This is a genomic window from Sphingobacterium athyrii, from assembly GCF_003071065.1.
Taxonomy (GTDB): Bacteria; Bacteroidota; Bacteroidia; order Sphingobacteriales; family Sphingobacteriaceae; genus Sphingobacterium; species Sphingobacterium athyrii.
On sequence record NZ_QCXX01000001.1, the window covers coordinates 1,416,457 to 1,443,378 of the forward strand.

Below are 26,922 nucleotides of genomic sequence, written 5' to 3' on the forward strand. Positions count from 1 at the left end.
GACAGTCAGATTCCTGATTTTCGTTATAAAAAGGAATATTTCGAGTTGTTCAAGATCCAATAGATTTTTTACCTACTTTCCAAACTCTCCATAAAAGCAATGATATCCTTTTTCTCGCTTTCAGTGAGATGAAGATTTTCATCGGACAGTGTTTGATTGGCTAATTCAATTCCCAGACCTGCTCCGCCACCAGTATTATAGAACTCCATCACTTCATCTAAGTTACGATAAACACCATTATGCATATACGGCGCGGTTTTTTTTATGTTCCTAACAGAAGGAATTTTAAATGCGTATTTATAAGAATCGACACCAATAATATCAAAATATCCTAAATCAGCATCCAGAATAGAATCCTTAAGTGTGCCGGGGACGCCTAGTACCTCGACTTCACTCTGAACATATTTGGGTGGAGTCACACCATTAAATAAAGGAACAAAGTGGCAAGTCGCACATTTTGCTTTTCCTGTAAATAAATTAAAACCGTGTATTTCCTGTTTTGATAGTGCATCATCTTTTCCCCGCATATAATCGTCAAATCGGCTATTCAATTTCGTCAAGCTACGAATATACGACGCAAGCGCATTAGCAATATGATCCGGATTGATTGCACCCCTGTTTTTTGGAAAGGCCCGATCAAATAACAAGCGGTAATGCTTATTCCCTGAAACATATTGACGAATTTGCCCCAGCGCCCCATCCATTTCTTGTTTGTTGACAATCACCTCTTTTATCTGATCTTCAAGTGTCAGTGCACGCATATCATAAAAATAATTCGATTGTAGGGAAGCATTCAGCAATGTTGGGGTATTTCTCTTGAGTAATTGCCCAGAACCGTGGATATCCTCCTGCTTGACCAATCCATCTGTAAATGCCATATCGGGATTATGACAGGAAGCACAGCTCCGTGTTCGCGTACCGGACAATTGCACATCATAAAATAATTTTTCGCCCAATATCACTTTTTCATTGGTCAAATGAAATTCCGGTCCGGGAGAAAATGCATTTGGGTTAAATGCCTGCTCATCAAATAATGTGTTAACTTCTTGACGCAACATCCTGTTATATCTAATTTTATCCCCGGGCAGTCTCTGCCCGATCTGTGCGATGCCCGTACTGATCTTATTTGCAAAATGCCTAATAAATATTGCCCGGTCAAACGTATTGAAATCCCTATAAAGTCGAAGATAAGCTATCCCATCTTTCAAGGCATCAAACAATACACTATCTTTTCTTTTATCACCATACCGCATAAGAACTTCTTGCAAGCTCATTAACGATCTTGACGATTCCGCCATACTATTCAAAGAAAGTGCATTATCAAATCCCGTAATTCCCAAAGAAATGATCCGAAATATTTCCAGCTTGGCGGCATCCAAAATACGCCAATCGTCAAGCTGATGATCAGCAAAGTACGAGATGAGGTAGTCGGTATTTAACAGCAAATGATCAATCTCACTTCTCAGCTTCTGTTGATTGACAGTTTCATAATTTGGAAAAATAAATTCCTCTATCACCTGTAGTCCCATTGGATCTATACCACGAGCTAAGGCAGGGTCTAGCAAATCCGCATTTTCGATCTCCTCTACTGGTGGACCGTTCAGTCTTCTTGTCAAATCGGCTGTAAAATATTCCGCGGCCCATTCGAAGTCCTTAAAAAGCAACCTAGCCTTCAGAAAGACCTGCCGTAGGCGAACAACATCTACTTGCTTCTTCCGTGCCTCAACAGAAAGAGAATCGCTAACATATTGACGGAAAGAAAGCATCTGATCTAGAATTTTCTTCTGGACCTTTCGTTCCCGGGAATTAGGACGCGTCCGGTTTGAATGCCGCGAATGGCTCGTACCAAATCCCAAGGTCAAGACCACTGCTAACAATAACGCAATAACGCCAGCTTTCCTATACATCCCCTCTTGTCAATTATAGAATCTTTTATTTGAACGCAAGCGCATTTTTAAATGGGTTAGCCTTTTTATCCCGTTCAGCGAGCGGCGCTATCCCCCACCGATGTTCGATAAAAGAAAGAATACTCACGGTCTCATATTGTGTATGGTCTACGAATCCCTTTTTTGCAAATGGCCCAATGACAATCGCCGGAATGCGGCTTCCCGGCCCCCAGCGATCAACTACCGGAGGATTAACATGATCGTAAAAACCGCCAAATTCATCGTATGTAAGAATGACTAATGCATCCTTTGCATTAGGTCCTTCCAACACAGCATTGATCAAATTTACCGCAAGCTGTTCTGAAGAATAAACAGCGGAGCTTCCGGGATGTTCGTCATTCCCTCCGCCCGGTTTCACAAAAGACACGCTCGGAAGTGTCCCCTCCTGAGCAGCTTTGATAAAATCATTCTGATCCTTCATATGCTTTCTTCCCTCGGTACCTTCCTCATAGTTGGCAAAATAAAGAAAAGGCTCATGGTTATAGGCAAAATTATTTTTACGTCCTGCAACAGCATCATCCCATCCTTCGGAATACCAAGCCCAAGAAACATTCTTCTCCGTTAAACGGTCGCCTATTGTTACCATGGTTTGAGAAGGTAATAATTTGGATGTATCCGATTTGGCCGGATAGGGCTGATTGCGTGAAAGAACATGGTTAATTGCATATCCATCCGGTGTCACGATACCATCTTTCACCATCTTACCCTGCGCATCCAGTTCCGCTATCAATGATGTTGGCGCATTTGGCCAAGTAGGTATTGCAGCAGAAATCATATACACGTGGTTGAGATAAGAGCCTCCAAAGACACTCTGGAAGAAATTGTCACATAAGGTATATTTTTGTGCAAAGGGAAACAGCGGCAATTTCTCCGTATTATAATACCCCATTGCTAAACCTTTTGAATCATTATATAAGGCAAATTTATCCATCTTTCCGCCATTAATCTGCAATTGATTATGGTAGAAACGGTGTGTCACATCCGGTGTTGCCTTGTCAGCGGGGACAAATTGGTCTATATTAAAAAACGTATTGGGAAGGTTGGTCGGGAATGAATTGTTTCTTGGAATTTCTGGTAGATATTGATAGACTTTCCCATTTTCGTCAACTTGTAAAAAATTACCTTTTTTTGCATTGGCAATCCCATTTGCTCCTTTAAATTCGCCATACAGATTATCAAAACTATGATTTTCCATATAGACCACTACCACGTGTTTAATCTGTTTGATTCCCTCATCAAAGGAAGTCTCCTGCTTTGTCGCATTCTTGGTTATTCCACAACTGCTTATGCTTAATATTCCAAGAGACAAATAAAAAAATCGCTGTAATCGCATCCTGTCTTCTTTTAGTAGGTTAGATCATAAATTCTCTAACAAACATACGATTTATATATTTTTCCAAAATATCAACAGCCAAAAATCAGATCATACGTATCAGGTTCTTTACAGAAAAAAATTCCTAAATCAATATTCCAAATGTCCTTATCATCTAACTAAATTACTGCGCTATAATAAACTTCTAGAATCAACGGGCTACACAAGCGATTCGCTGGTCTCACTTTTATGATAAAGTGTATTTCTATAGGTGATCCCCCATTTTGCGATTTCGTCGATAATAGGACCGAGTGTACGCCCGCAATCAGTCAGTTCATATTCCACCGTCAGTGGCTTGGTATTCAATACGGTTCTTCTAATAAGATGGTTCATTTCCAAATCTTGCAGCTCTTTGGACAACATTTTTGCACCAATGCCATCAACCTCGCGCAATAATTCCATAAAGCGCAGCTTCTCAAATAACATTAACGAACCTATTATGTGAAATTTCCATTTACCAGTCAAAATCTCCATGGTATCTTTTATGGCTAGTATCCTTGTTTTGCAACCACTGGATGAACTTGATAACGCTTCTTTTTTCATTGATCCAATCTCCTTATAGTACAAAAATACGGATTTACAGGATGACAGCATACTATCTTTTTGGAAAGTAGTTTCTTTAAGGAAACTAATACCAAAAATAAACTATCTATGCTATACCTTTGTATTGATAATTGAAATGGCATGATTGATGCCGATTAGATATAATAGTGCAAACATCATATTAAAAAATAAAACGATTAAAAAATGAAAAAACAATTAATCTCGGGTTTAGCCCTTATTTTGTTATTCGCATCTTGTCAGAATACAGGTGGCGACAAAGCTAAGACAACATCAGCACAAGAAGTGACTGAACAAAAAGGACAGACTTATACTGTAGACGCAGACAAAAGCACATTAAAATGGACAGGTTACCACAAAGGTGGCTTGAATCCTAGATATGGTGTCTTAAAAAGCGAGGGTACTCTTGCCGCTGAAAACAATGCGATAACCGGTGGTACTTTTACAATTGACGTCAATTCCATTGTAACCGATAGCGCTTCGGTAGACCCAACAACTGCCGGTGGTAAAAAATCAACAGATTTAGATGCACACTTAAAAAGTGCTGACTTCTTTGATACAGCTAAATACCCAACAGCTAAATTTGAAATCACTAAAGTTGCTCCATTTGATGCTGCTCAAGGAAAAAGTGTCGTTGCTGATGCGACAAATACTGTCAGCGGTAACTTGACAATCAAAGACAAAACAGTAAACGTAACATTTCCTGCAAAAATCACGTTCAACGGTAATGAAGTTACTTTCTATTCTAAATTTACGATTCAAAGACAAGATTGGGGACTTTCCTATGGTACAGAAGGTAATCCACAAGATTGGATGATCGCACAAAATGTTGACATTGAACTTAATGTTGTAGCGAATAATACAAAATAATAGGTTTCTAATAGCTACTACAGCTTCCTAAGACCCCAAATATAAACAAGCAAGCTTTTCTCTGAGCTTGCTTGTTTAATACCTGTATGCTATAGTTATTTTTATCCCTTTTATTTATGGTAACCAAGGTGAAATAGTGCGGTCAACGGAGATTGACTCCTGATCTTGTGCCCCCATTATTTTCTTTAGACGTTGTTTTGCCTTTTTGATGGCTTCCGTTGAAACACAAAGAAGCTCACTCATGCTACTGTTGTTTAGGTCTAATTTTTGAAGAACAAGTATCCGTAAATCGTTATCAGTTATTTTTTATAGTTTTTCTTCATTTGTGACAGGTAACCCGGATAGAGGTCAAAACTTCTCACCATATGCTATGATTTTGGTTTGCATAAGCAAAAGCTGGTGTTCACCATTTTTCAATTTCGCAGTTCCCTTGCCATTTTGGGTATCTACGGTAATTTCCATTTCGGCTGCTATATTTTTATCACGATCAAAAAAAGCATTGAATTTTTTAAAAATATCCGCTTCATCAAATTCAAAATCTACAGCGCAACGATTTTGATTTTCATCATACCATTTGATATATATATGCTGTGGAATTCCCCTTTTTTCAAAGGTTATATTTTGTGTTCTTTCATCAAAAGCAAAACGTTCAGCATTAAAATAAAGGAAACTAGCATCGTATTTTTTGATTTCTGGAGCAATCACAAACTTTGGACACCATGTATAAGCCGCTCCTATTTTGTCCCAGTAATCATCAGAAACAGGTTGGTCTTTTTTTGCTAGCTGTATAGCCAAAGGAACGATCATGGTATCCGTCAGTACCTTGTTGCGCCACTCCTGATTGAATAAATCTCCGTGCACCATTTCCTTATTGTCAGAAATCTTCTGATCTATACTAACTTTTTTCGCCCGATACTGACCGATCTCGATCTGACGATAACCAGTTCCAGCAGCCCATATCACCAACCTCCCCTCCGGGGCAAACCCAAAAATAATCTTATCATAATGCTCTTCAACGTCGCTATTTGCTCGTCGTTCTATATAAGATTGTTTAAAAAGTGTGAGCAATTTATTGTAGTCTATTGTGTCATGGTATTGGTAAAAAGCATTTTCCGAGAATGAGTACCAAGTAATATCAATTGCTCTGGGCAATGACATCATCCTTTTATAGGTCTCGGCTCCTGCCGCACCCCATTTTGCATGATAATTCACGGTATTTCCCTCGCTAAATGTGAATTCATATTTTTCATCTTTCGGGAAGATGAACGTCCCCTTATAAAGTTGTACTGGATAGCCTGCAGGATTACTCATTGCTCCGGCCCATTCAAATCTTCCCTCTTTTAAATTATCGGCCTGGTCTCTCCGCTCCTGTTCAGCTTCCTTAATCTCACGGCCAACAGTTGAAAAAATAGATACGATCACACTGAAAAAAATATAGGCCAAAAATGTTAATATCAAAGCTTTCCACGATCGCAAGCCCCAAACGAATGTGACGCTACTGAATAAGCTCAAAAAAATACTCAGAATTAAAATCAAAGGGAACATTTCCGAAATTACTCCGCCCAGATCAGCATATATCTTGTGTTCATGTTCGTCGCCCAACGTACCGAAAAATAGCAGTACAGGTAACAATGTGGAAAATATAAAGTAAAACAAAAAACTGTAAATACCTTCAAAGACAATACTAGGCTTGTCAAATACATTGAGTTTTTTCCGAAGCTTATTGAAATGAAAATAAATAAGGGTAATTAAAAGAAAATAGGGTGAAACACAAAATGCTGCATAAGCCAAATTCATATCGGCATCTTGTGTGAGCAACATGGCCAATAATCCCAAAAGAGTAATCACAAAGGCTGAAATTGTAGCTTTAAGAACCATATATGGATTTTATTATTTATTGATAAATATATAGCGGCCCCCTGTCTACATGTCGATCCAAATTCCCAATTTGACAAACAAGAACAACTTTCCCCAAAAGTAATAAGAAATGGAATTATATGTACAAAACAATTCATATTCAAGGGAATTCAATACATATTCGTTCTTTTTTTGCAAATCACTTAAAATACCGGCGATCAAAACAGTATTCTCCTTATGTCAGATCGGAATGGATACGTCATAAACTGCATACAGTTTATAACAAACCGGATGCAGTTTAAAACAAACCCAATACAGTTTACGACAAACCCGATGCAGTTTACGACAAACCAGATGCAGTTTATAACAAACCCAATACAGTTTACGACAAACCCGATGCAGTTTACAACAAACCCGATACAGTTTACAACAAACCCGATACAGTTTACAACAAACCCGACACAGTTTACAACAAACCCGACACAGTTTACAACAAACCCGACACAGTTTACAACAAACCCGACACAGTTTACAACAAACCCGACACAGTTTACGACAAACCCGACACAGTTTACGACAAACCCGACACAGTTTACGACAAACCCGACACAGTTTACGACAAACCGGATACAGCTTACGACAAACAGGATACAGTTTACGACAGACCGGATGCAGTTTACAACAAACCCGATGCAGTTTACGACAACCGGTCTGTCGTCACTGGTTGCACTTCTGTAGCGCGCAGCCCAGTCAAGAGCTCACGTTTACGTCGTTCACAATGACAACATTTAAAATGATGATTTGAATGAGCCAAAGAGGCTTCAGCGCTACCGCCATACCCCTTTGCGACAGAGTCCTTTGAAAAGGAGTGCTTCCGGTCAATACAAAGCTGATCCTATCATTTAAAAATCCTTTTGAGCAGAATATCGATAGGATATTTAACAATTACCATCGCCCACCAAGCATTCAATGCGATCGAATGTTATCAGACAGGCGATGGTTACCTGAAAAAATTTGCTGTCAATATATGCGGTGTTAAGCACCGGGAAATTTACTCATATCCATATAAAATATCTCCCAGGTATGGCCATCATAATCTTCCACCTTTCTTAATTGCATAAAGCCATGATCCATCATTGGCATAGGCTCTGTTCCTCCTGCCGCTAGCCCTTTTTCAACAATTTCATTTACCCGCTCCACACTCTCTACGGAGAGAGCAAATAGTGCAGCAATATGACTTTTTGTATCTGCTATCGGTTTATTCGTAAAGGATTTAAATTTATCATGGGTCATGATCATAACAAAAATATGCTCACTCCATACCATACATTTAGAGTCATCATCGCAAAATTGTAGATTTACCTCAAAACCTAATTGAGTATAAAAATTCATTGATTTGTTTACATCCGCCACAGCGAGATTAATAAATACCTGTTTCATCTTTTAAATTTTTAATTGCTATCGATAACACAAAATTGCGCATTATGGTTTACAAAAATCTTAGCATAAGACAATAAAATTCGAGTCTAATTAAAATACCATATCAGCTGGCAGAATGAAGCTACAAAAGCTATATTTGTCTAAATACTAAGTATAATGTTATCCTTTAATTCTTAAACATGATCATCATAAGAACTTTCGGTGTTATTTTGCTCTTGTTAGGTTTATTTCTAGCATACGGGCTATCCAAAGACAGCAGGCTGATGCTCTTTGGTAGCAAAATTAAAGCCGATGTCATTGGGATAGACAGTGTAAAAAACAAGCGTTTCGGATACGTACATTATCCGATCCTCCAATTCAATTATAAACAAAAACAAGTTCGTCTAGTGAAGGATTTAAGTAGTATTAATCCCAAAAAAGTACCTACTCATATGGAAGTATATTATGAGGAAGATATCGGTATAAGTGATGGTTTTACCTATATATATGCCATCTTTTCTATTATGAGTATCATCATGATAATCTTTGGCATCATAGCTATTCGTACCAAATACCCACATTAACCTATATCAACTTATTTGGAAAGCTCGGTAAGTTCTGCTTGGGAGAATATATGCTCCCCTTTGAGATAACTATTCGCATCCTTCAGGTAGATATAAATTATTTTTCTTGCTTCTGGATTAGGCAGCTTATATAGGTTATGTACCAAAAACTGCTTATCCCGCAACCGGTCCTTACTGTAGTTCAAAAAAGATGGCGCATGTGTCTGTACACTCCAACGGATAAAACGTAAATCGATATTATCAGGATATTTGATGATAACCGATTCCAATAATTTCTTACCTTTTTTAAACTGCCCCAACTTTGAAAAGGGATTTCCCATATGCTTTGCCCAAAGAATCTGATAAGCGGCAAGGTACCCTTTTTCTGTTGCGGTATTTGCCATAGCTTCCAATGTTTTCAAATTGGCCTCACAGAGTTTTTTATCTTTAACCGCTGCGGCATAATCAGCCCGCATTTTGTCTACATTTATTTGTCCGAAACAACAAATTGTACTTAATATAAAAGAAACACAAACAAAAAAACGTATTACCATTCCAGATTCGATTAAATAAAATCAGCGTATCATCCAAGTGAATTCAAAAATAAATTGTCTCATCAGATTATTTACGAAGATTGCCGTTCCAATATAAAATTTATCCTGGGGTCTTCAACCCTATTCTAGTTCATAACAATAATTAAAGCATCAGAGTTTTCTTATTTTTCTTTTTCATCAAAAACTGCTTTCTCTCGTTTGCCTGTCAAAGGCCATCGCAAACCAGCTGTCCCCTTCTTCATCTTAAGCTTCAACACGCCTCTATTCTTCAAACATTCTCGCATCATAGCTTTTGATCACAAAACCACCATGCAAGTATCTCGCTTTTCTCGTTATTTTCTTCCCATCCGATTGACGAGAAAAAGAGTAAGAGATTTCCTTATTTTTTGCGTCGAATTTTATGGGTATCGGCGCATAGGACTTTAAGTGATCCTTATGCAATTGATCACTTTCTGGAGAAGGTATGTTCTGCAACAGGCTTTCATCAACATTTGTCCAGCTACACACCGATAAAAAATGATTATTAGAATCAATCAATCCCGAATTATCTTCATACAAGTGAGCCTTATAACAGGAAAAAGATAGCTCATCCATTCTTTTGATGAGTAAATACCTATGCTGATCAAGCGAATAGAGCGCATAGAAGTAATCAAAGGTTCTTTCTTGCTTATGGATCACCTGCTTGTTTTTCAGCACATAATTCCAATGTTCAAAATTATTTCTGAGGGTAAACAGCTCATACTCCCCAGATTTTTTGAAACTAAACGCTGAATTTAAACTATCCAACACCCTTCCAAAGGTTTTAAAACGTACGATATCCTCTTGCTCAAGTGCTTGAATTAATCGTCCCTCAAATGCTTTGGAAAGGGTAGCTTTGGTGTCCGAGTCTTGATTGGAAATCGCTGAGTTAAAATCAAGCAATGCCTGTACAAGCTTTAACTCTTGGTCGCTCTGTCCATAGGACACCTGTTTAGCTTGAAGCAATAACATCAACAGCACTAATTTAAGCAGTCTCATTTGTCCGAGTTTCTACCCTTTGAGATTAGAAAGACGCGATAGCTCATCAAAGTCCGCGGTGATGGTGTCCCTTCCTTTTGTCGCTATAAGCCTTGCTCCCTGTTCCGATATTTTATACCCTTTTTCATCCAGATACCGCTGCAAAGCTATCTTATGATCCATTTCAAATTGGGAAATTAACTGCGGAAAGACAGACAATATCCGCAGATGATCATCTTGACGCTGACGGTCTATAACATCACTTTTGATTGTCACCAGCATTGCCCCCTGTCCATAATCAGCAATATAATAAGCACTTGCATCAAACATTCCCGAAGCGATCAAACCAATGCGATGCAACTCGTCTTTGGAAAAATCAAAGCTACTACTGCTGAACAGATCAATCCCTTGATCTTCACCATATTTTTTCAGTTGAAGAGCCTGCTGCATAATATGTTCAGAAAGACCAGATTTCGTATTTGCCCATGCCCAAAGCCAAGTTTCGGACGAATGCGAAAAAGTCCCTAAGACCTGAATCGGAAAATCAAGGTTTGGTCCAAAACTAATCTCTTCTTTGGTCATATCAATATTCCAATTATTATTACCGATGACCGTTGCAAAATCATACTGTTTATCAAAGGCAATTCCACCAAACCGTTCAATCAATTCCTGTTCTGTGCAACAGGCCAAGCTATCTTCTGGCTCCTTTGTAGACGTAACCTGTTCCACTTTAGCGCCTTGCTCTACCTTAGCTCCTTGTTCTGCTTCGGTACCCTGTCCTATTTTAGTACCCTTTCCAAAAAGTTTGTTTAAAAATCCCATAATTATTTCTCTATTTTTTCAATTCAGCCAGCAATTCTGCCCTTCTAAAACTCTCCCCATTAATTGTCAGTACGATTTCATCGATCTGTTTTAAATCAGCTACTATTTTAAGCAATTCATTTTTTCTATCTATTTTGATTTTCTTATTGATAAAAAATTCATGAATATAAAGTGTGTTCAGTTTCGGAATGGTCTTTAACTCAGCCAGATCTTTCAATTGAAACATATTCGTTAACCGCAATTCAACTAATTGATCCAATTTAGCAAAATCAATTAATTTTTTTGAATTGAGTTCAAACAAAGCAATGCGTTCGAGTCCGGAAAAATCACGCAGGAAAGATAAATGATCCATCTTTGATACCGAGGAAATTTCGAGATTCCGTAACAAGGGCAGATGGGGAATGGTTAAATGATCAATTTTAGAAGTAAAACCTTCCAGACGCAGTGATTCTAGCTCCAGTTCCTGCAAAAAATCCAATGTATTTACAGCTCCCCTATTACTAATATACAATTGCTTAAGTGCCTTACAATTGGCTAGTAGCGATAAATCCTTAACACTTCCCGCAATTAATAAATTGCGCAAATTCCTGATTTTCTCGATAAATTTTAGCGAAATGCTCGTATAAAAAAACAGTTCCAATTTCTCAATCTGTTCGATAGGTTGATCTTTGAGAATATCTAAGTCTTTTGCGCTATTGATCTCAATCGCTAATTCCATAGTACTTATTTTTATGCTTAACTCAAATATACTGAATGCAATAACCAACCTAATTACGCATTTACAATCCGTCAAAATCGTTTATGATTCGTGAAATAACTAAATATAAAATGGACGATCGGTATCGGAAATTGAAAGGAATAGCGCAAATTCTAAATGAATTAGATTTTTTTACCCACAATTATTATTTTTACCGAACAGAAAAGTAAAAAAATGATAACAGTCGCGATAATAGAAGATGAACCCGCTGTCCGTAAGGAAATCAGTTACCTCATACAGGAGGAAACCGACACAGAACTAATTGGTTGGAGTGACAGTGTCAAAACCGCTGTAAAGCTAATTGAAGAAAAGCAACCCGATGTGATTATGATGGATATTCAGCTTAAGGATGGTACAGCTTTCGATCTTCTAAAAAAACTCCATGTTATCCCACAGAACGTCATATTCATCACAGCATATAACCATTTTGCCATCAAAGCGATCAAGTATGGTGCGTTAGACTACTTGTTAAAACCAGTTGACCAAACTGAATTAAGAGAAGCTTTAGAACGCTACCGCCGTCGCAGCGATAACAATCCGCAATGGATGCAACAATTAAATATGGCACAAAGTGCAATGCACCATGGCGATTTACCTGAAAGTATAGCTTTGACATCCATTCATAATGTGCGTATTGTTGCTGTTCATGACATCGTCTATTGTAAAGGTGATGGCCCATATACTTTTTTCTTTCTGAGTGACGGTTCCAAAGAACTTATATCCAAACCGCTGAAATATTATGAAGAACTATTACCCGCCCCATATTTCCTACGTACCCATCAATCCTATCTGGTAAACCGCAAGTATATAACTGGCGTTAACCGTTCCGAGTATATCGTATTAAAAAACAAAGAAGAAATACCTATTTCATCACGGCGGAGAAATGTAATTTTAACCCAGCTTTTCCCAGAGAAATGAGTTATCCGTTACGAAGTATTTTCTTTTTGCTGCTTATTTTACATATTGTAGCTTGCGACAAAAGACCGACGCTTTCTTCCCAAAAACATGACGCTGTTTTAGCGCAGCTCAAGGAACTCGAAGACAAAAAGTTGACGCCTACAAACGGTGACTCACTCAAGAGCGCCTGGCGGCAGCTTGGCGAAAATCCTGATGTAAAGAATGATACCGTATTCTACGCAAAAGTTAAATATAATACCGCTCGGCTATATGCTATGCTTCAACAAGATTCCGCCGGCTTTTTTGTGGAGCAGGCACTTGAATTGATCGAACCTACCGCTGGTAATCTAAAATATAAAGCACTTATTTATAATGGTATTGGCAATATCCGCAGTGCCGAAGCAAAAGAACGAGAAGCAGGCTATTACTACAACAAAGCTGCTGCAATCGTTCTCTCAGACAGCACGGCAGGGCTTTCTGCGGAAGCGAAATCGGCCATATTGCTTGCCGCGGCACAAAATAATCTGAGCTCATTTCAATATAACCTCGCTGAAAAAATGAATCGGGCAGCATTCACGCTTTCAGATTCCCTTCCAGAGGAACACATCAATCGTCAACGTGTATTTGTACAGATGATTCAGACCCTAAATGCATTACAGAAGCCTGCCAAAGAAATCGCTCCTTATCTCCAGAAACTGGAGGATCTGCATCGTGTATTTCCAGATAAGTATAATATCAGCTTTTTATACGATTCGAAAATACAGTACTTTGAAACAACGCAACAGCAAGATTCCTTGCTACATTACCAACTGCTGAAAATAAAAATTGATGAGCAACTGAGCAATATCAAAGAGTCATCTGTGTTGATGAATAATCTGTTTGTAAACTACTGCAATGTTGCAGCAATTTATGTGCTATTTAAGAAGCCCGTGCAAGCAGCTCAATATATTGTAAAAGCCAAACAGCTTAGAACACAATTCCCCAAATTGATCTTTCCGCATAATGAAATACTCTTTCAAAAAAGCTTAGCCGAACTGTACCGGTTACAGGGAAAAAAGGAAGAAGCAATAGCCGTCCTAAATAATATTGTTCAATTACAGAAAAATGTCTATCATTCGGAAAACACACAAGCTATTGCCGAAATGAATGCATTGTATCAACTACAGGCCAAAGATCAATCCATTCGCACATTGAATGAAAGCATTAAGATCAATAAACTACAGTTACAACAAAATCGCCTGTGGCTGGTAATATCTTCTTTGGGCCTTATCCTATTGATTATTATATTATTCTTTTTATACTATAGTTTCCGTCAGCGACGCCTAAGCCAGGAGAAAGAAAAAGTCCTGCTGCAACAGCAATTACTGCGCACACAGATGGAACCACATTTTATTTTCAACACCTTAGCAGCACTACAGAGTTTTGTGCGATTAGATAAGAAAGAAAGTGCCATCAAGTATCTCAATCGCTTTAGTCGTTTGTTGCGGAGCAATCTGGAGTTAAGTCGAGAGAATCTGGTACCTTTAAATGAAGAGATCGAAGCACTGGAAAATTATCTGACCTTGCAACAAATGCGCTTTGAAGATGCATTTACGTACCACATTACGCAGCCGGACGAACAGGATCTCAGTGCCATTATGGTACCTCCGATGTTGATACAGCCTTATGTCGAGAATGCAATCTTACATGGTATTGACCTCGAAACCTGTAAAGGTAATATCGACATTCATTTCCAATTAGATGGGGATATTTTAGCTGTGGACATCCTTGATAGTGGTAAGTCTGAGCCAAATATCCAAGAAACTCCACATCGCTCACTTTCGGGAACAATTAGTCACGAACGCATGCAACTCCTAGGCAGAAAAGCAAGCATAAAAATCACGAAAAATCCGGAAGGAGGGACACTGGTCAAGTTACAAATACCCGTTACATCCTGACTTTTTTTGATCGAACTATGCCTGCTCATTGCCTTGCTATTTTGGGCAATGAAGAATGATACAATGAGTTTATTTCAACAAACGAGCACATAGATCATACATCAAATCTACCGGATTGATATTTGCGAATCGTAAAAACTATTTACGATTCGTAAATATCACTGTTTTAGCAAGCATTCCTTTCTTAGCTTTGATAAATTCAGTAATGGTCTATACATGAAAAATATATTCTCCAATATCGCATCCATTAGACGAATCATAAGTTTCACTATCCTTATTGTTATAACTAGAAATATTATGGCACAAGAAGTCAATCATTATATCGCAACCGGTAAAGACAGATCCAAAACGATCAGTGGACAATATGGTGATCTCAGTGGCATCTGTCTCTTTGAAGATGGCAAATTCATGTTATACGGCTATGCTACCATGGTTTTTGGATCCTATGTCTTTGAAAAGGATTATCTCCTTTTCTATCCAGACCAGTTACCGCGATTTCAACTATATGCAAACCATAACCCCACTTTAGGAGATACCGTATCTGTCAATTTTAGAGGCTTCGAAGAGGGAAAGACTTTTGTACAATTTGGAGATGACAATATGCATCCAGTTTTCAACAATGGGGCCAATTGCTTCGATTTTCCGTATCTCTATGAGCAATCACACCCGATGTCGCAGTTGAAATTCGCTGTACAAAAAGAAGATTTTGATGCAGGGCCTGCATACCAAACATTCCACTATCAAAATGACCAACACCTCAATGACTTCATCGCAATTTATAATAAACCACAGCGAGCGCGGACGAATTTCGCTGCCTACCTGTATCTAACTGAGGATAAAAAGCTTGCCATAAGTCTTTCTAATTATGGCGGTAGGAAGGGCTTTTTAAGAGATAACCAAGTAGACTCAACACAGGAGCGCTGGCTTGAAATATTAGCAATGAAAAATGAATATGATCGCGTAGGAAGCATTGTGCCAACTGCAATATTTTCTAATACAACCTACAAAATATTTTATCCTGACTTACAAGAATACAATTTCGATAAAACAACTAATCAATACATCAGCAAGTCCGCAAAGGAAAACGACCAAGAGCGTGATCAGGATGACCGCTACCTGCGTCAATATACCAAAGAACCATTAATACCCAAGCAAGGTCAGTTTGACACCAAAGCTGTCGCTACCGCAAGTCTATTTTTTGCCAGCTGTGACAAACCTGACAAATCATATCATAACACCAAAAAGGAAAAGACTAAATGATCAAACAAAGCTTATACCTCATCTTATTGCTGCTACTTTCTACAGTATTACACGCAAAAAATGAAGGACATTCTCATTATCGAAGAGCCTGATTATCGTAATTATTATGAATTCGACAGAGCTATTTCTGCTCTTACCGATAACTTTAACAGCGATACCAGTTCCGCGGATTATATCTTGTGGAATGCACTGACATCCGAAAAGTTTGAAAAATATGAAAAAAGAGATATTATGGTACATTTACTAAAAGTCGCAAGTGAATGGAAATAAGCAATGGTATCAAGTTTGCTTGGTGTAATGAATAAAAAACAGGGGGCAGCCATGCGTATTCTGAGACAAGCTATCCTATTACTTATGTCATGTTTCACCCATATCGCTGTCTATGGACAGCATCGTACAGTCCAACAGATCGTAGATCAAGTGATTCATTCCTATAACAATAAAGACAGCATCGCTTTTAATGCACTTCTTAACAAAGAGCTTGGTCTCTATTTCATCACCACTCTGGGAGTCAATAATCATTGGACACATACATCAAAAATTTCTTTTAATCACCATACAGATTGTTCGATCAACACCCCTTACCAAGACTTTATGGCGCAGGATCAGATCTCAATCCCAAAATCAAAAAATATAACGTATAGCGATCGACCTTTTTTCGAGTGCGAAACAATCTATAAAAAAGGCATATTTGTCGCAAATAAGGGTAAATATCACCCCTTATCCGAATCTATTATTTTTTATAAAACCCACTATTCAGGCATTATCGGTGAAGAAATTACATTGGATAAAGCGCAAGAACTAGACCTACTCTATAGCGGAGTTAAGCGTATGGAAAATCAGAGCCGACGGATTATTATCAACAGCGACACAGGTACTTTTATTTTTTATGTTACCAAAATCAAAGGACAATGGTGGTTAACAATTATAGACTTTGCCAGCGCCGACTGCAGCGTCTAATTGTCCGTATCTGAACAAGAAATGTTCGAATATGAACAGTAATGCTACACAAAAATAAATTATAAAAAGCTGAAAACAAGAAGATTAAAACAATGGCAAATCAATTGCAATTCTATTTTAACATAAAATAGTTAGCTATTGATAATTGATACCGCTATGTTAAAAATCTACATAAAAACTGCTTGGAGAAGTTTAAAAAGCCAGCGCTTCTTCTCATTAATAAAAATAGGCGGATTTGCCTTTAGCATAGCGATCTGTATGCTTATTGTTTTATACGTAAAGCATGAGTTGAGCTATGATAAATTTTACAAAGATTCCAGCCTACTTTTCAGGGTAGTAGGCGTGATCAATAAAGACAATACTGTTCTAAAAGGATTATCGCTCCCAGCTCCGGCAGGCACTACTTTAAAAGAAGAATTCCCAGAAATTATTGCCTCCGGAAGATTATTAACAAACCCTCTTTTTGGCGCTGGAAGCAATCAAATCGCTACAACTGGGAATGCCGAACTATTTTCCGAAGAAGGTTTCTGTTTTGCGGATCAGGCGATCATGGATTTCTTCCCGACCAAAACAATCTTCGGTTCATTAAGTCATGCGCTCGACAATCCAAAGACTATTGTAATCACCAAGCGGAAAGCAGCAAAACTGTTTAAAGGAAATCCGATCGGAAAACGCATCTATCTAAATAATGAGAAATCAAATGAGTATTCCATTACAGCAGTCATTGACGATATTCCCACAAATTCCAATCTCTATGGATTTGATTTCTTTATGACATTAAGTGGTCATGAACCTTATGAAGGAGAAAAATTAAATTGGCTGGCCTCCAACTATACAACCTATTTTAAAGTCAGAGAAGGGACCGATATCCAACAATTGGAAAAGAAAATTACAAAATCTTACATCCAGGATCATTATAAACCGGCCATGATTAAAGCAGGTATGACGGTCAATGAAGAGGTTTGGAATACGGCAAGAATGACCTTACAACCCCTGGAAAAGATTCATCTATATTCCAATGATGTACAACTTCATAAGATTGAAAGCCAAAATCGAGGTGATATTCGATTGGTCTATATTTTTGGTGGAATAGCAACATTCATATTGATTATCGCAATGATCAACTTTATTAATCTGTCTACGGCCAATGCCGCTACACGTGCAAAAGAAGTTGGTGTCCGGAAAACAATCGGTTCCGGTCGAAAGGCGCTCATCATACAGTTTATGACGGAGTCTTTTTTATACAGTGGAATCTCGATCGCATTTGCCTTATTTTTCGCAGTGTTGCTACTTCCCTTTTTCAATCAGATTGCCGGCAAATCCTTGGTTTTTCCCTGGACAACCTGGTACTTCATCCCAACCCTTGTCATCTTCGGTTTGTTAATAGCTGTTGTCTCTGGAATTTATCCTGCGATGTATCTTTCTAGATTTAAACCGATTGCTGTATTAAAAGGAAACGTAAATTTAAAATCTGGCCGCAACTGGTTTCGAAATGGACTTGTGATCTTCCAGTTCGCAACATCTATCATCCTGATCATTGGCACCTTGGTCATCAACCAACAAATAAAATATATTTTAAATAGAGACCTAGGATTCAATAAAGAGCAAGTGCTCATATTAAGAGGAACGGGCACCTTGGATGGAAAGCAAAGGTTACTAAAAAATGAATTAAAGGAACTGTCCAGTGTCGCATCTGTCTCTATAGGTGATTATCTACCCGTTACGATGGACGGTGTAAAACGTAACGGAAATTCATTTTGGAACGATGGTAGACAAAATCAAGATGTCGGTGTAAGCGGTCAGAACTGGATTGTTGATGATGATTATATCTCGACCTTTGGAATCAAAATCCTTGAGGGGCGTAATTTCAACATGAACATGCCAACAGATTCCGCAGCGATAATAGTCAATCAGAAGATGGTTCAAGAGTTGAACATCAAAAATCCGATTGGTGCAAAAATTCGAAATTATGCATCTTATACAATCATTGCCGTGGTCGAAGATTTTATCTTTGGAAACATGCGTAATGAGGATGTGAAACCGCTGGCATTGGTCATTGGTGGTAGCCCGAATATGATGTCCATCAAACTCAAATCAGACAAAATGGAGCAGAGTATTCAGGAAATTACCAGCGTCTGGAACAAATTCTCTCCAAATCAAAAGATCCAATATACCTTCTTGGATGATGGCTTCGCCATGTTATATGCAGATGTACAACGGACTCAGGTTATTGTTTCAACCTTTGCAGGTTTGGCTATATTTATTGCCTGCCTGGGTTTATTTGGACTTGCCGCATTTGTGACCCAGCAACGGACAAAAGAGATCGGCATCCGGAAGGTTCTTGGAGCCAGTTTGCCAGGAATTATAAAATTGTTATCTGCCGATTTTATAAAACTTATTTTCGTAGCCATTCTAATCGCCTGTCCTATCGGCTGGTGGGCAATGAACACTTGGTTACAGGACTTCAATTACAGAATCAGCATCCAGGTTTGGACATTTATATTTGCAGGAATCACCAGCATGTTGATTGCATTTGGAACCATCTTTTACCATGCGCTAAAAATAGGACGAATAAATCTGGTCAATAGTTTGAAAGACGAATAATTTCCCATTTCTACATTTTACCGACACAGGGAATATACAAACAGATTGCTCCAGAGACTTGAGCAATCTGTTTGCATGCGTCTGAACGCTGTGCGATTTTATTCGACTGCAGACTTAAAACATATCAATCTTTTAATTGCATTTTCACCGCCAGGACATGCTTGCATACGCCACGTTTTCCCTGATGGTTTGTATACCAATTGCAGGTACATCGCGCTTGTTCGCCTTCAATCAAAACGGTATGCTGCACACCCGACCCCTCTACTCGAGCCTCCAATATCCGTCCCTCCCGCCGTATAATCTGTATACTATCGGTTTGCAATAATTTTTTTGCATTCTTTAGACGCGGATTAAGCGACAATATGCGTTCTGTTTTAAATGGCAGGCGTCGATAATAGTGTTTTGCCTCATGCATATCATACCCCAATAACCCAATGGAAGATAATGAGGCCGTTAGGCTATCCATGGTATCAAAGGCGATATCATGTTCTATAGACAGCAGAGTTGGATTAAATAGTTCATTGGATTTCAGTAAGCTGTTAAGTCCATAAATCCATTCCTGCGGAACTTCCTGAACCATATTTTCCAGTACATTACCTTCTCCCGAAAACCCGCGATAATTGTCCGGAGAGAGCGCCAGGGTCATGCGCATTTTCCCAAAATCGGCCACCAGACAGACACATTCACCTCCTGCCGCCTGATATACACGTATGAGGTCAACATAAGGTAACAATGACTCCAATAAACGAAGGCGTTGAATACCACCAATTTGTACTGCATCGGCACTTTTCAACGGTGAAAACATGAATTTGTTGCCCCTTTTGCTTAAATAGTAATTCCCTTTGACTGCCCCGCGTGGAATAGTTTGAAATAACTGGACGACCTGCAATTTCTGTAAGACAAAAACTTCTTCCATCGCTGCAAGATACCACTGTACACTGGTCAATCCTTTGATCCATCGCACAGGTAGGGTAACCTTTCTTTCTACGACAGTTCCTCCATCGCTATGCAGTGAAACTTCCTTTTCTCCAACGCCCATCACCATCGATTCCGTTTTTTTGATACTATTCAATGCATTTAACATCGGTTCGTTAAAATCCACATTTGTCGTACCCGCAGCCAAAAACTCCCCGTCTATCGCCTCTTCCAAAAGATCCAGTCGCGCATAAACACCATTACAAGAGGAAAAACCTTCAAAACGAAGCTGTTCCGTTCCGGCAGAAACAATTGGATCCCTTAAACTTGGCGGTACGGGGCCAAAACTCGACCGAACCACCTTAGATAGTGTCAGTAAACACTTTGAACTCAATAAAGGATCAACCAATTTGCCCCAGAAAAAACAGGGAACCTCATTGACATCTTGCAGCTCCGCCTGATGAGCAAGTACGAGCTGTTGTATCCCATTTCGTTCGGCAAGCACCGAAGGCCGTGCAAAGTTCACCTCTAAATCTTTTAATGCCATTTTACAGTTTTTTAAATTTTAATACAATGGGTTTTAACGCTGCCACTTTTTCCCATTCCGCGATTTTTTCCATGAGTTGTTTATCATCTTTTTTGCCCAGACGAAGCGCAAGGTCGTAAGTTTGCTCGATCAATTTTTTAAAATTGGCCGGCATTTTTGTTTCCCAGCTGACACGTAACAACAGATTTTTTAAAAGTTGATATAATGCATCGTTGTGCACAGGGCTGATGTCACGGACTACCTCAAACAAATCCAGAAAACGATTTATAGGTGCATATGCCCTGCCTATTAAATCGCCCAGATATTCACCCAGTGTCTGAACATCCAGCTTTCCTTTCTCCACCCATTGCAAGACCAATTCCGCTGCCAAAGTACGTGTATTCTTTTCTTTCGTCAATAAGCTACAGGCGATAAATAACTGTGTGCTTGGATCAGTGGCGCCATGATAATCCAACAGGGCCGTCAGCAGCGCCGGTATGGTCTTCGAAGTTTCCAACGAATAGGAATTGAAACGGTAATTTAACACGAGACTTAGCGGTTCTGCCACCTGGGGAGTCAAGCTAAAAAAATAACGGATGTCAGCGTCGCTCACATAATAAAAATATTCATTTTTCCGGGTAGCGTAAACGTCCATCGCATACAATAATGGTGTCGGTGTATCCTGATAAGCAGGCATTGGAAAAGTCAATTCCTGACCGACCAAATATTGCTCATTCTGTTTTGTCCTATAATCGTAGTTGGTATTGTAATTTGGCTTGATCTGATAACCGGGCCGATAGGGTTCGACCACAAAAGGAAAACCGGCCAAGGCTCCAGTCTCAAATGCTGAAAACTTCCCTTCCGGCCACCGTGTCCGCGCAGTCGTCGCCCATACGGCCTGCCATTCCTTTTCATCACCTTCTTTTTTGAATAAACGTTGAAGCCAGTTTTTTCCCTCCTCAACCTTGATCTGCTCTGTATAGCCCAACGCAAAACCCAACAACTCGCGCAATATATCGGTTTGGATATGTTGTAACTGTGCTTTGTTATCCGCCCCAGGTATGCGCGGCATCCTACTGATTGCAATAGCCATATCCACAGGATCTATAGCAATGCCCTGTTGCTCATGTGCAATGATCCGATCAATTAAGACCTCGGGCGACACCCAATAAGGCGCATGACTCGGTGTACTGAGCAGTGAAACAGCAATATGTTGTTGCAAGCGACCTTGAAATAAAGCCAGTAAATGATCTAAAATAGAAATCGATCTAAATTCACTGTTATAACGGCTCTTATATCGATATATGGTCTTGGGTTGGTAAATAATATTTAGCAGCACGTTCCCAAATAGACTAGCATACGAAGCCTCGTTGTAACCGCTCTTTAACTGTTTCAGATAAGGATCCAGTTGTTTTATATAATCGGCCGGGAATTCATCCTGCTTGGTTAACCAGGCATGGATAAGCAATTCCATATCCAATGGATCACCGCCCTTGATTATCTTTCCCCAATGAAATAAGATATCACTCCAATTGGCCAGATAAGTGATTGGTTGATCTAGTAGTATATCATTCCCTTTTGGAGCTTCATATTCATACGCTTCATCCATTCCCCTCAATGGAGACAATACTTCTGCTTCACTCAACGGAGCCTCTTCCATCCAAGGATTTAGCAGGGTACTGACATCCCCCATGGGTTGCGTAGCATACATCGTCAACCTCATTTTAATCTCCTCATCCTCCACAGCAGCATATTTGGCAATCAATTTTGCCGCCCGCTCCTGTAGCGAAAGATCAGATAACATAAAGACAGGAGTAATCGCCGAACATACAGGCGACGCAAGTTCCCTTTCCTGTTTCAACCATTTGTCAAATTGGATCAGAAGCGTCTTGATTCCCCCTTTCAAATCGCTGCGCATAAAAACAGGTTCCAACCAAGATAAAAGCTCGGTGCTATCCAATTCCGACCTTCCGATCAAGGGCTTCAGTCGATCAATGGCAAAATTGACGACCGCAGCCTGTTCATGATGCAACAAGGGGAAAAGATGGTTTTGATGGTGCAAAATCACCTCATCATCGATATTCAACTTCGTCAGAAGCTTTCGGAAAAAGCTTTTGAGATTAATATTCCAATCTTTTGTCTGTGTTTCAAAGAGTTGTTGTATAAAAAGATCAGTATCCAATTTCCCTTGTTCCAATAATCTCGGGAAAACATAGTCCCATACCAGCTCCGATTCCTGCGTCTGATAATCATAATGCAAATGGTTGTTTTGCAGATTCGTTTCATAGGCTAGTAACAAGGGAACATCCCGTGTATAAGCCTTCTCATCTTCAATCAATCTATCCAAATAGACTTTTTTCTCCGGTTCATTATAACCTAGATTTGGGACGTTGCCCAATGAACGCGCATAGACTTCAGGTTTAAACTCAAAGTAGCCCCACTCTTCCAATAAACGGATGTTGTCATAGGTAATTGCCATCCATTCATTTTTAACCAGTTGTTCGGCAGCATAATCTGCCAGCCAGTTCGGTTTCGCCCAGTCCAACACCTTTTTTACAGCTGGATCTTTTGGTGAATTCAGGAGATCAATCAACTCCGTCCAAGTCGTTGTATCGCTCAATGAAAAAGTAGCCAATGCACTTAAGGCGATCAGCCGTTGTTGCGCCCTATCGCCACGCTGTCCCCAGTTATGATTAGACCGGTGTTTAAATTCCGGCTCTTTGGAAAGATCCGTCCATGTTAGCCAATATTTCTTTGCTTTTCGTATTTCTTTTTTGATAAACTCGACATTCCCTTTTAAATGTCGCTCAAGAAATGGAAGCAGACCATCAATATTTGTCTGACGAATAAGTTCCAGGTATTCATCGGCAATAACTTGCTTGGATTGGCCGCCTGCTTTTTTCTCCGAGGGAGCGACAATGGCCAGACCATCATCCGAATAACCTTTTTTTATTTTCTCGGCAATCAATTTCTCCGCATCTTTCAAACAACTTTCTGCTGAATCAAAGTTTTTTGTTTTCGATTGTCCGTCGGTACCATTTCTTCCGTAAGTTACCGTATGACTATTTCCATTAGTTTCTATTTGCCAGAATTTATCCGATGATCCGTCAATTAATTTTAAATGTCTAAACATAATGATTCCGATTTATTAAAACTGACAATCCTGTCACGGCACAACTCGCTATCAACTAACAAATTGGCTTTACGCAACAGGAGACTTAGCCAAAGATACATTTTCAATGTATCCACAAGATAACGGAAATCAGTGATTTTTAAAAATTTATAGTCTAGCGCAAAAAGAGAAAGAAGCCGTCCAACAAGTGAAAATGAGCGTTCAAACATTGACTCGTTGGCGGGAATCTGAGGGAGCGCACAAACACGGGAACAGAAGGCAGCGAAAAGGAAAAGAGCCCGGTGGAATGCCGAGCTCTTTTATAAAAAACTTAATTTGAATTAGGGTATGTTCGCCGCTTATTTTCGCTGAATTTTATCCGATAAGAGCTTCATATAAAAACCGCCTACGACACTACGTGCTTTAAAATTCTCACGTATCCCTGTATTCGCATCGTAAAAATCATTTAGTGGAACACGTGATTCTGTTTGAATCGCATGGTTGTAAACCGGGTGTACCAAAGCTTCAAATTCTTCCCGTGTCGGTGCGAATGTTGCAGTCCACAAAATCCAGTCATTTTTTGTATACGCTTTTCGGCTATCCAACGGAATTCCGAATCTGCTTTGTTTGGTGAGGTAATACTTGATTTCCGTATTATAGACTTTTTGAGGGAACAAATTTAGTCCCAACACTTTATCCCAGATCAGATTATATTTTTGGCTCCAGGTATTTTTATTGTCAAATGTCAGCGCATAATGGTCTCCAGCATCGGCCATTTCCATCCATTTTGGCACCATTTCCTCGGCGATGGCACGATATTTCTTTGCTGTCTCAGTTTCACCGATCGCTTCGGCCATCTGTGCATAACAGGCAATCCCCACGATGGCCTTCACCGACAAATTTGCATTGCGAGCAAGGTGACCGGCAAAATCATCCGTACACAATTGTGTTTTAGGGTCAAAACCATCTTTTACGAGATAGTCTACCCAAGTGGTAAGCGTCTTCCAATGTTTCTTTGCATAGCTTGCATCCCCCTGTACTTTCGAAATCGCTGCCGTTAAAATAATCATATTTCCAGACTCTTCAACAGGCATCGGTTCGCCATAAGTCTGCCCGTTGGCCAATGGATATGTCCCCAAATCATGTGCCGCCCAGGGGTGAGGATATTTGCCGCTTTCACTAAAGTAAAAGATACCAGTCAACATGCCCTTCAACAATTCCGGATTATAGATCAAGTATAAAGGTGCAGATGGATAAGTGACATCGACGGTATTAATAAAGCCACCGCTGTTGTTTTCCTTTGATAACCACAATAATTCGCCCTGTGGACTTTTTACCAGCGTGTGGGCAGCAATACTTTGCCGATAAGCCAATGTTGTTAAATGGGCATATTCCTTTCCACCCGACTTCAATGCATCGGCATAGACTTCCTTGTCGAAAGCAACACACCTGTCCATCACGGAGCGATATTCATTGGCCGCTAAGGTGAGCTGATTTTCGATGGTTTCCTTACCCGAATTATTCCACCAGGGCCGCAGATCTTTTTTGAAATATTGGATAGCATAAATTTCATCATACCCAAGTTCAACAAAACGTTCAACTTCTTTGTTGCCCACTTTCCCAAAAGGAATGATCGTATTCAATGATAATGCCGTTCCCTTTGTACTTGTTGACTTCGTATTCCCTTTTCTAAAGTCGTCCACTGCCGTTGCCATTGGACTTACAAACTGTTGGGCTTGATCCGCTTTTGGGGAAGCGACATAAAAATACCCCCAGTCGATACGCATATCATCGGCTCCTTTTTGCAACATAGGTTGTTCGACTGTTCCTGCTTTCAAAATAGCTAATTTATCAGTCTCATATTTTTCAGCAACGACCTCTTGTGATGGTTTATAGACCGCAATGTTGGATGCTGCACTTAAAAAGACTTTTACAGCATGTTGCTTTCCATCATTTGCCTTAACCTGATACGTAATGTAGGATACGGGTCTAGCCAATAGATTGAGATCATCCATTAATAGCGGCGATGTAAAGGTCAGTTTCAGGTCAACGTTGCCCGCCTGGAAGTTATATATGGTGCGCGTGGCTGTTACGTCCACATCCCTCTGTACGGCAGTCTGTATTTTAGGCCCGCTCTCTTTAAGCTTATCGACCAAGCCAAAGTCAAGATAACGGCCGCCAGCAGTATTTCGTAAGTGGACAGCAATCTGATTCTGTCCGGCTTTGAGATCAGATTTATTTATGGGCAGGTATTGAAAACTATTTGTCCAACCTGCTTTTTCATAAACTTTTTTTCCATTTAAAAATACCACCACGTTATCGTCATGGTTCAATTTCAGGAAGAGTTGGTTGATGCGTTGCGGGTCGGTCACATTGAAGGCACGGCGCACCCAGATATCATCTGATTTCCACAAGGTCTTGACATGTCTTTGATCATCTCCTATAGGAGCAGCACCTGATCTCCAGTCACTGGCCTGATAAGAAGAAGACTGCCAGTCTCCCGCCGGTTTAGTCTCAGTATATTGTACAGTAAAGGGCTGATCCTCCGCCGTAGGAAGAATCGTTTTATAACTGGGTTCCTCCTTCCCAAGAAAACGATAGATATTACCATCAACATTGATCAGTCCGAGCAGTGAATGATCCGCTTCCGTCCAGTGTTTGGTGGTCGAAGCATTCAGCTGATCCGTCATTGACCAGATACTAAAGTTTGGATTATGGGTAATCAATGGATAGGCTGGAGCTTTTCTTTGTTGTGCCTGCGCATCAAAAAAACTTGATATACAAGCCAGCAAGCAACAAAAACTCACTTTTCCGAGTTTGTTCATCTTAAAAATAGGTTTTTTAAAGGGTTTAATCATATATTTTGATAAAATTAGCGACGTAGCTGTTTTCAGGCATAAAAAAGAGTCATTACACATGCTTCAAAAAAAATTACGCTTAACAACAAATAACGTTGGAATAACTGACATTCAGCAGCCGCTTCGTATCAATTTA

The 26,922-nt window shown here is 39.5% G+C and carries 22 protein-coding genes; 9 read left to right on the forward strand and 13 right to left on the reverse strand.

Translation table 11 applies throughout. The features are described 5' to 3' along the window. Nucleotides 1–68: 68 nt before the first annotated feature. The 3 genes from DCO56_RS06085 to DCO56_RS06095 form a co-directional block, all read right to left on the reverse strand. Nucleotides 69–1,907 carry a cytochrome-c peroxidase gene (locus DCO56_RS06085; RefSeq protein ID WP_108632800.1) on the reverse strand — a complete coding sequence of 613 codons (1,839 nt, stop codon included), beginning with the start codon at nucleotides 1,905–1,907 and terminating at the stop codon, nucleotides 69–71. Between the two features lie 25 nt (nucleotides 1,908–1,932). Beyond that, nucleotides 1,933–3,279, reverse strand: a complete 1,347-nt coding sequence (locus tag DCO56_RS06090) for an alkaline phosphatase family protein (protein WP_108632801.1) — start codon at nucleotides 3,277–3,279, stop codon at nucleotides 1,933–1,935. A 198-nt stretch (nucleotides 3,280–3,477) separates the two neighbouring features. After that, a complete protein-coding gene (locus DCO56_RS06095; RefSeq protein WP_342749291.1) occupies nucleotides 3,478–3,912 on the reverse strand; it encodes a winged helix-turn-helix transcriptional regulator in 435 nt (144 codons plus the stop codon). A gap of 153 nt (nucleotides 3,913–4,065) precedes the next feature. Between DCO56_RS06095 and DCO56_RS06100 the strand changes: the two genes are divergently transcribed. Then, a complete protein-coding gene (locus DCO56_RS06100) occupies nucleotides 4,066–4,749 on the forward strand; it encodes a YceI family protein (RefSeq protein ID WP_108632803.1) in 684 nt (227 codons plus the stop codon). A 114-nt stretch (nucleotides 4,750–4,863) separates the two neighbouring features. On the opposite strand, the gene DCO56_RS29845 is transcribed toward DCO56_RS06100, so the two are convergent. Together DCO56_RS29845 and DCO56_RS06105 are read right to left on the reverse strand one after the other, a co-directional pair. After that, nucleotides 4,864–4,992 carry a hypothetical protein gene (locus tag DCO56_RS29845; RefSeq protein WP_281259352.1) on the reverse strand — a complete coding sequence of 43 codons (129 nt, stop codon included), beginning with the start codon at nucleotides 4,990–4,992 and terminating at the stop codon, nucleotides 4,864–4,866. Nucleotides 4,993–5,097: 105 nt separating this feature from the next. Then, a complete protein-coding gene (locus DCO56_RS06105) occupies nucleotides 5,098–6,627 on the reverse strand; it encodes a DUF2931 family protein (RefSeq protein ID WP_108632804.1) in 1,530 nt (509 codons plus the stop codon). A 270-nt stretch (nucleotides 6,628–6,897) separates the two neighbouring features. On the opposite strand from DCO56_RS06105, the gene DCO56_RS29205 reads away from it, so the two are divergent. Beyond that, nucleotides 6,898–7,344, forward strand: coding sequence for a hypothetical protein (locus DCO56_RS29205; RefSeq protein ID WP_181390472.1), 447 nt, complete (start codon nucleotides 6,898–6,900; stop codon nucleotides 7,342–7,344). 297 nt (nucleotides 7,345–7,641) lie between these two features. Here DCO56_RS29205 and DCO56_RS06115 read toward each other — a convergent pair whose 3' ends face one another. Beyond that, nucleotides 7,642–8,046 (reverse strand): VOC family protein, encoded by a 405-nt coding sequence (locus DCO56_RS06115; protein WP_108632805.1) that lies wholly within the window; start codon nucleotides 8,044–8,046, stop codon nucleotides 7,642–7,644. 179 nt (nucleotides 8,047–8,225) lie between these two features. Here DCO56_RS06115 and DCO56_RS06120 point away from each other — a divergent pair, with 179 nt between their 5' ends. Then, on the forward strand, nucleotides 8,226–8,609 hold the full coding sequence (locus DCO56_RS06120; RefSeq protein WP_108632806.1) for a hypothetical protein: 384 nt from the start codon (nucleotides 8,226–8,228) through the stop codon (nucleotides 8,607–8,609). Between the two features lie 11 nt (nucleotides 8,610–8,620). Here DCO56_RS06120 and DCO56_RS06125 read toward each other — a convergent pair whose 3' ends face one another. The 4 genes from DCO56_RS06125 to DCO56_RS06140 all read right to left on the reverse strand — a co-directional run bounded on the left by DCO56_RS06125 (nucleotide 8,621) and on the right by DCO56_RS06140 (nucleotide 11,678). Beyond that, nucleotides 8,621–9,064 carry a hypothetical protein gene (locus tag DCO56_RS06125; RefSeq protein WP_108632807.1) on the reverse strand — a complete coding sequence of 148 codons (444 nt, stop codon included), beginning with the start codon at nucleotides 9,062–9,064 and terminating at the stop codon, nucleotides 8,621–8,623. A gap of 339 nt (nucleotides 9,065–9,403) precedes the next feature. Beyond that, nucleotides 9,404–10,159, reverse strand: a complete 756-nt coding sequence (locus tag DCO56_RS06130) for a hypothetical protein (protein ID WP_108632808.1) — start codon at nucleotides 10,157–10,159, stop codon at nucleotides 9,404–9,406. Between the two features lie 12 nt (nucleotides 10,160–10,171). Further along, nucleotides 10,172–10,960, reverse strand: coding sequence for a DUF6882 domain-containing protein (locus DCO56_RS06135; RefSeq protein WP_108632809.1), 789 nt, complete (start codon nucleotides 10,958–10,960; stop codon nucleotides 10,172–10,174). Between the two features lie 10 nt (nucleotides 10,961–10,970). Continuing rightward, nucleotides 10,971–11,678, reverse strand: a complete 708-nt coding sequence (locus DCO56_RS06140; RefSeq protein ID WP_108632810.1) for a hypothetical protein — start codon at nucleotides 11,676–11,678, stop codon at nucleotides 10,971–10,973. Between the two features lie 213 nt (nucleotides 11,679–11,891). Here DCO56_RS06140 and DCO56_RS06145 point away from each other — a divergent pair, with 213 nt between their 5' ends. From DCO56_RS06145 to DCO56_RS06170, 6 genes are all read left to right on the forward strand, one after another. Continuing rightward, nucleotides 11,892–12,635 carry a LytR/AlgR family response regulator transcription factor gene (locus tag DCO56_RS06145; protein WP_108632811.1) on the forward strand — a complete coding sequence of 248 codons (744 nt, stop codon included), beginning with the start codon at nucleotides 11,892–11,894 and terminating at the stop codon, nucleotides 12,633–12,635. Beyond that, complete coding sequence (locus DCO56_RS06150; protein ID WP_108632812.1) at nucleotides 12,632–14,551, forward strand: sensor histidine kinase; 1,920 nt, start codon at nucleotides 12,632–12,634, stop codon at nucleotides 14,549–14,551. Before DCO56_RS06145 ends, DCO56_RS06150 begins: the two co-directional genes overlap by 4 nt. A gap of 297 nt (nucleotides 14,552–14,848) precedes the next feature. Beyond that, nucleotides 14,849–15,811 (forward strand): preprotein translocase subunit SecD, encoded by a 963-nt coding sequence (locus DCO56_RS06155; protein WP_108632813.1) that lies wholly within the window; start codon nucleotides 14,849–14,851, stop codon nucleotides 15,809–15,811. A gap of 60 nt (nucleotides 15,812–15,871) precedes the next feature. Next, nucleotides 15,872–16,081, forward strand: coding sequence for a hypothetical protein (locus DCO56_RS06160; protein WP_108632814.1), 210 nt, complete (start codon nucleotides 15,872–15,874; stop codon nucleotides 16,079–16,081). Between the two features lie 27 nt (nucleotides 16,082–16,108). Continuing rightward, the gene (locus DCO56_RS06165; RefSeq protein ID WP_146190989.1) at nucleotides 16,109–16,771 is read left to right on the forward strand and encodes a hypothetical protein; all 663 of its coding nucleotides are present in this window, start codon (nucleotides 16,109–16,111) and stop codon (nucleotides 16,769–16,771) included. 156 nt (nucleotides 16,772–16,927) lie between these two features. After that, complete coding sequence (locus DCO56_RS06170) at nucleotides 16,928–19,375, forward strand: ABC transporter permease (protein ID WP_108632816.1); 2,448 nt, start codon at nucleotides 16,928–16,930, stop codon at nucleotides 19,373–19,375. 124 nt (nucleotides 19,376–19,499) lie between these two features. Here DCO56_RS06170 and DCO56_RS06175 read toward each other — a convergent pair whose 3' ends face one another. The 3 genes from DCO56_RS06175 to DCO56_RS06190 all read right to left on the reverse strand — a co-directional run bounded on the left by DCO56_RS06175 (nucleotide 19,500) and on the right by DCO56_RS06190 (nucleotide 26,753). Then, the gene (locus DCO56_RS06175; RefSeq protein WP_108632817.1) at nucleotides 19,500–20,837 is read right to left on the reverse strand and encodes an SWIM zinc finger family protein; all 1,338 of its coding nucleotides are present in this window, start codon (nucleotides 20,835–20,837) and stop codon (nucleotides 19,500–19,502) included. Between the two features lies 1 nt (nucleotide 20,838). Beyond that, complete coding sequence (locus DCO56_RS06180; RefSeq protein ID WP_108632818.1) at nucleotides 20,839–23,949, reverse strand: DUF6493 family protein; 3,111 nt, start codon at nucleotides 23,947–23,949, stop codon at nucleotides 20,839–20,841. A 338-nt stretch (nucleotides 23,950–24,287) separates the two neighbouring features. Continuing rightward, nucleotides 24,288–26,753 carry a glutaminase family protein gene (locus DCO56_RS06190; RefSeq protein ID WP_108632966.1) on the reverse strand — a complete coding sequence of 822 codons (2,466 nt, stop codon included), beginning with the start codon at nucleotides 26,751–26,753 and terminating at the stop codon, nucleotides 24,288–24,290. Between the last annotated feature and the right edge of the window lie 169 nt (nucleotides 26,754–26,922).

Bases quoted from the DNA above. Each gene is read 5' to 3' on its own strand.
- DCO56_RS06145 (WP_108632811.1), top strand. From the start codon at position 11,892: ATGATAACAGTCGCGATAATAGAAGATGAACCCGCTGTCCGTAAGGAA.
- DCO56_RS06125 (WP_108632807.1), bottom strand. From the start codon at position 9,064: ATGCGGGCTGATTATGCCGCAGCGGTTAAAGATAAAAAACTCTGTGAG.
- DCO56_RS06130 (WP_108632808.1), bottom strand. From the start codon at position 10,159: ATGAGACTGCTTAAATTAGTGCTGTTGATGTTATTGCTTCAAGCTAAA.
- DCO56_RS06085 (WP_108632800.1), bottom strand. From the start codon at position 1,907: ATGTATAGGAAAGCTGGCGTTATTGCGTTATTGTTAGCAGTGGTCTTG.
- DCO56_RS06135 (WP_108632809.1), bottom strand. From the start codon at position 10,960: ATGGGATTTTTAAACAAACTTTTTGGAAAGGGTACTAAAATAGGACAG.
- DCO56_RS06090 (WP_108632801.1), bottom strand. From the start codon at position 3,279: ATGCGATTACAGCGATTTTTTTATTTGTCTCTTGGAATATTAAGCATA.
- DCO56_RS06180 (WP_108632818.1), bottom strand. From the start codon at position 23,949: ATGTTTAGACATTTAAAATTAATTGACGGATCATCGGATAAATTCTGG.
- DCO56_RS06105 (WP_108632804.1), bottom strand. From the start codon at position 6,627: ATGGTTCTTAAAGCTACAATTTCAGCCTTTGTGATTACTCTTTTGGGA.
- DCO56_RS06150 (WP_108632812.1), top strand. From the start codon at position 12,632: ATGAGTTATCCGTTACGAAGTATTTTCTTTTTGCTGCTTATTTTACAT.
- DCO56_RS06175 (WP_108632817.1), bottom strand. From the start codon at position 20,837: ATGGCATTAAAAGATTTAGAGGTGAACTTTGCACGGCCTTCGGTGCTT.
- DCO56_RS29205 (WP_181390472.1), top strand. From the start codon at position 6,898: ATGCAGTTTAAAACAAACCCAATACAGTTTACGACAAACCCGATGCAG.
- DCO56_RS06120 (WP_108632806.1), top strand. From the start codon at position 8,226: ATGATCATCATAAGAACTTTCGGTGTTATTTTGCTCTTGTTAGGTTTA.
- DCO56_RS06100 (WP_108632803.1), top strand. From the start codon at position 4,066: ATGAAAAAACAATTAATCTCGGGTTTAGCCCTTATTTTGTTATTCGCA.
- DCO56_RS06095 (WP_342749291.1), bottom strand. From the start codon at position 3,912: ATGCTGTCATCCTGTAAATCCGTATTTTTGTACTATAAGGAGATTGGA.
- DCO56_RS06140 (WP_108632810.1), bottom strand. From the start codon at position 11,678: ATGGAATTAGCGATTGAGATCAATAGCGCAAAAGACTTAGATATTCTC.
- DCO56_RS06165 (WP_146190989.1), top strand. From the start codon at position 16,109: ATGAATAAAAAACAGGGGGCAGCCATGCGTATTCTGAGACAAGCTATC.
- DCO56_RS29845 (WP_281259352.1), bottom strand. From the start codon at position 4,992: ATGAGTGAGCTTCTTTGTGTTTCAACGGAAGCCATCAAAAAGGCAAAA.
- DCO56_RS06170 (WP_108632816.1), top strand. From the start codon at position 16,928: ATGTTAAAAATCTACATAAAAACTGCTTGGAGAAGTTTAAAAAGCCAG.
- DCO56_RS06155 (WP_108632813.1), top strand. From the start codon at position 14,849: ATGGCACAAGAAGTCAATCATTATATCGCAACCGGTAAAGACAGATCC.
- DCO56_RS06115 (WP_108632805.1), bottom strand. From the start codon at position 8,046: ATGAAACAGGTATTTATTAATCTCGCTGTGGCGGATGTAAACAAATCA.
- DCO56_RS06190 (WP_108632966.1), bottom strand. From the start codon at position 26,753: ATGAACAAACTCGGAAAAGTGAGTTTTTGTTGCTTGCTGGCTTGTATA.
- DCO56_RS06160 (WP_108632814.1), top strand. From the start codon at position 15,872: ATGAAGGACATTCTCATTATCGAAGAGCCTGATTATCGTAATTATTAT.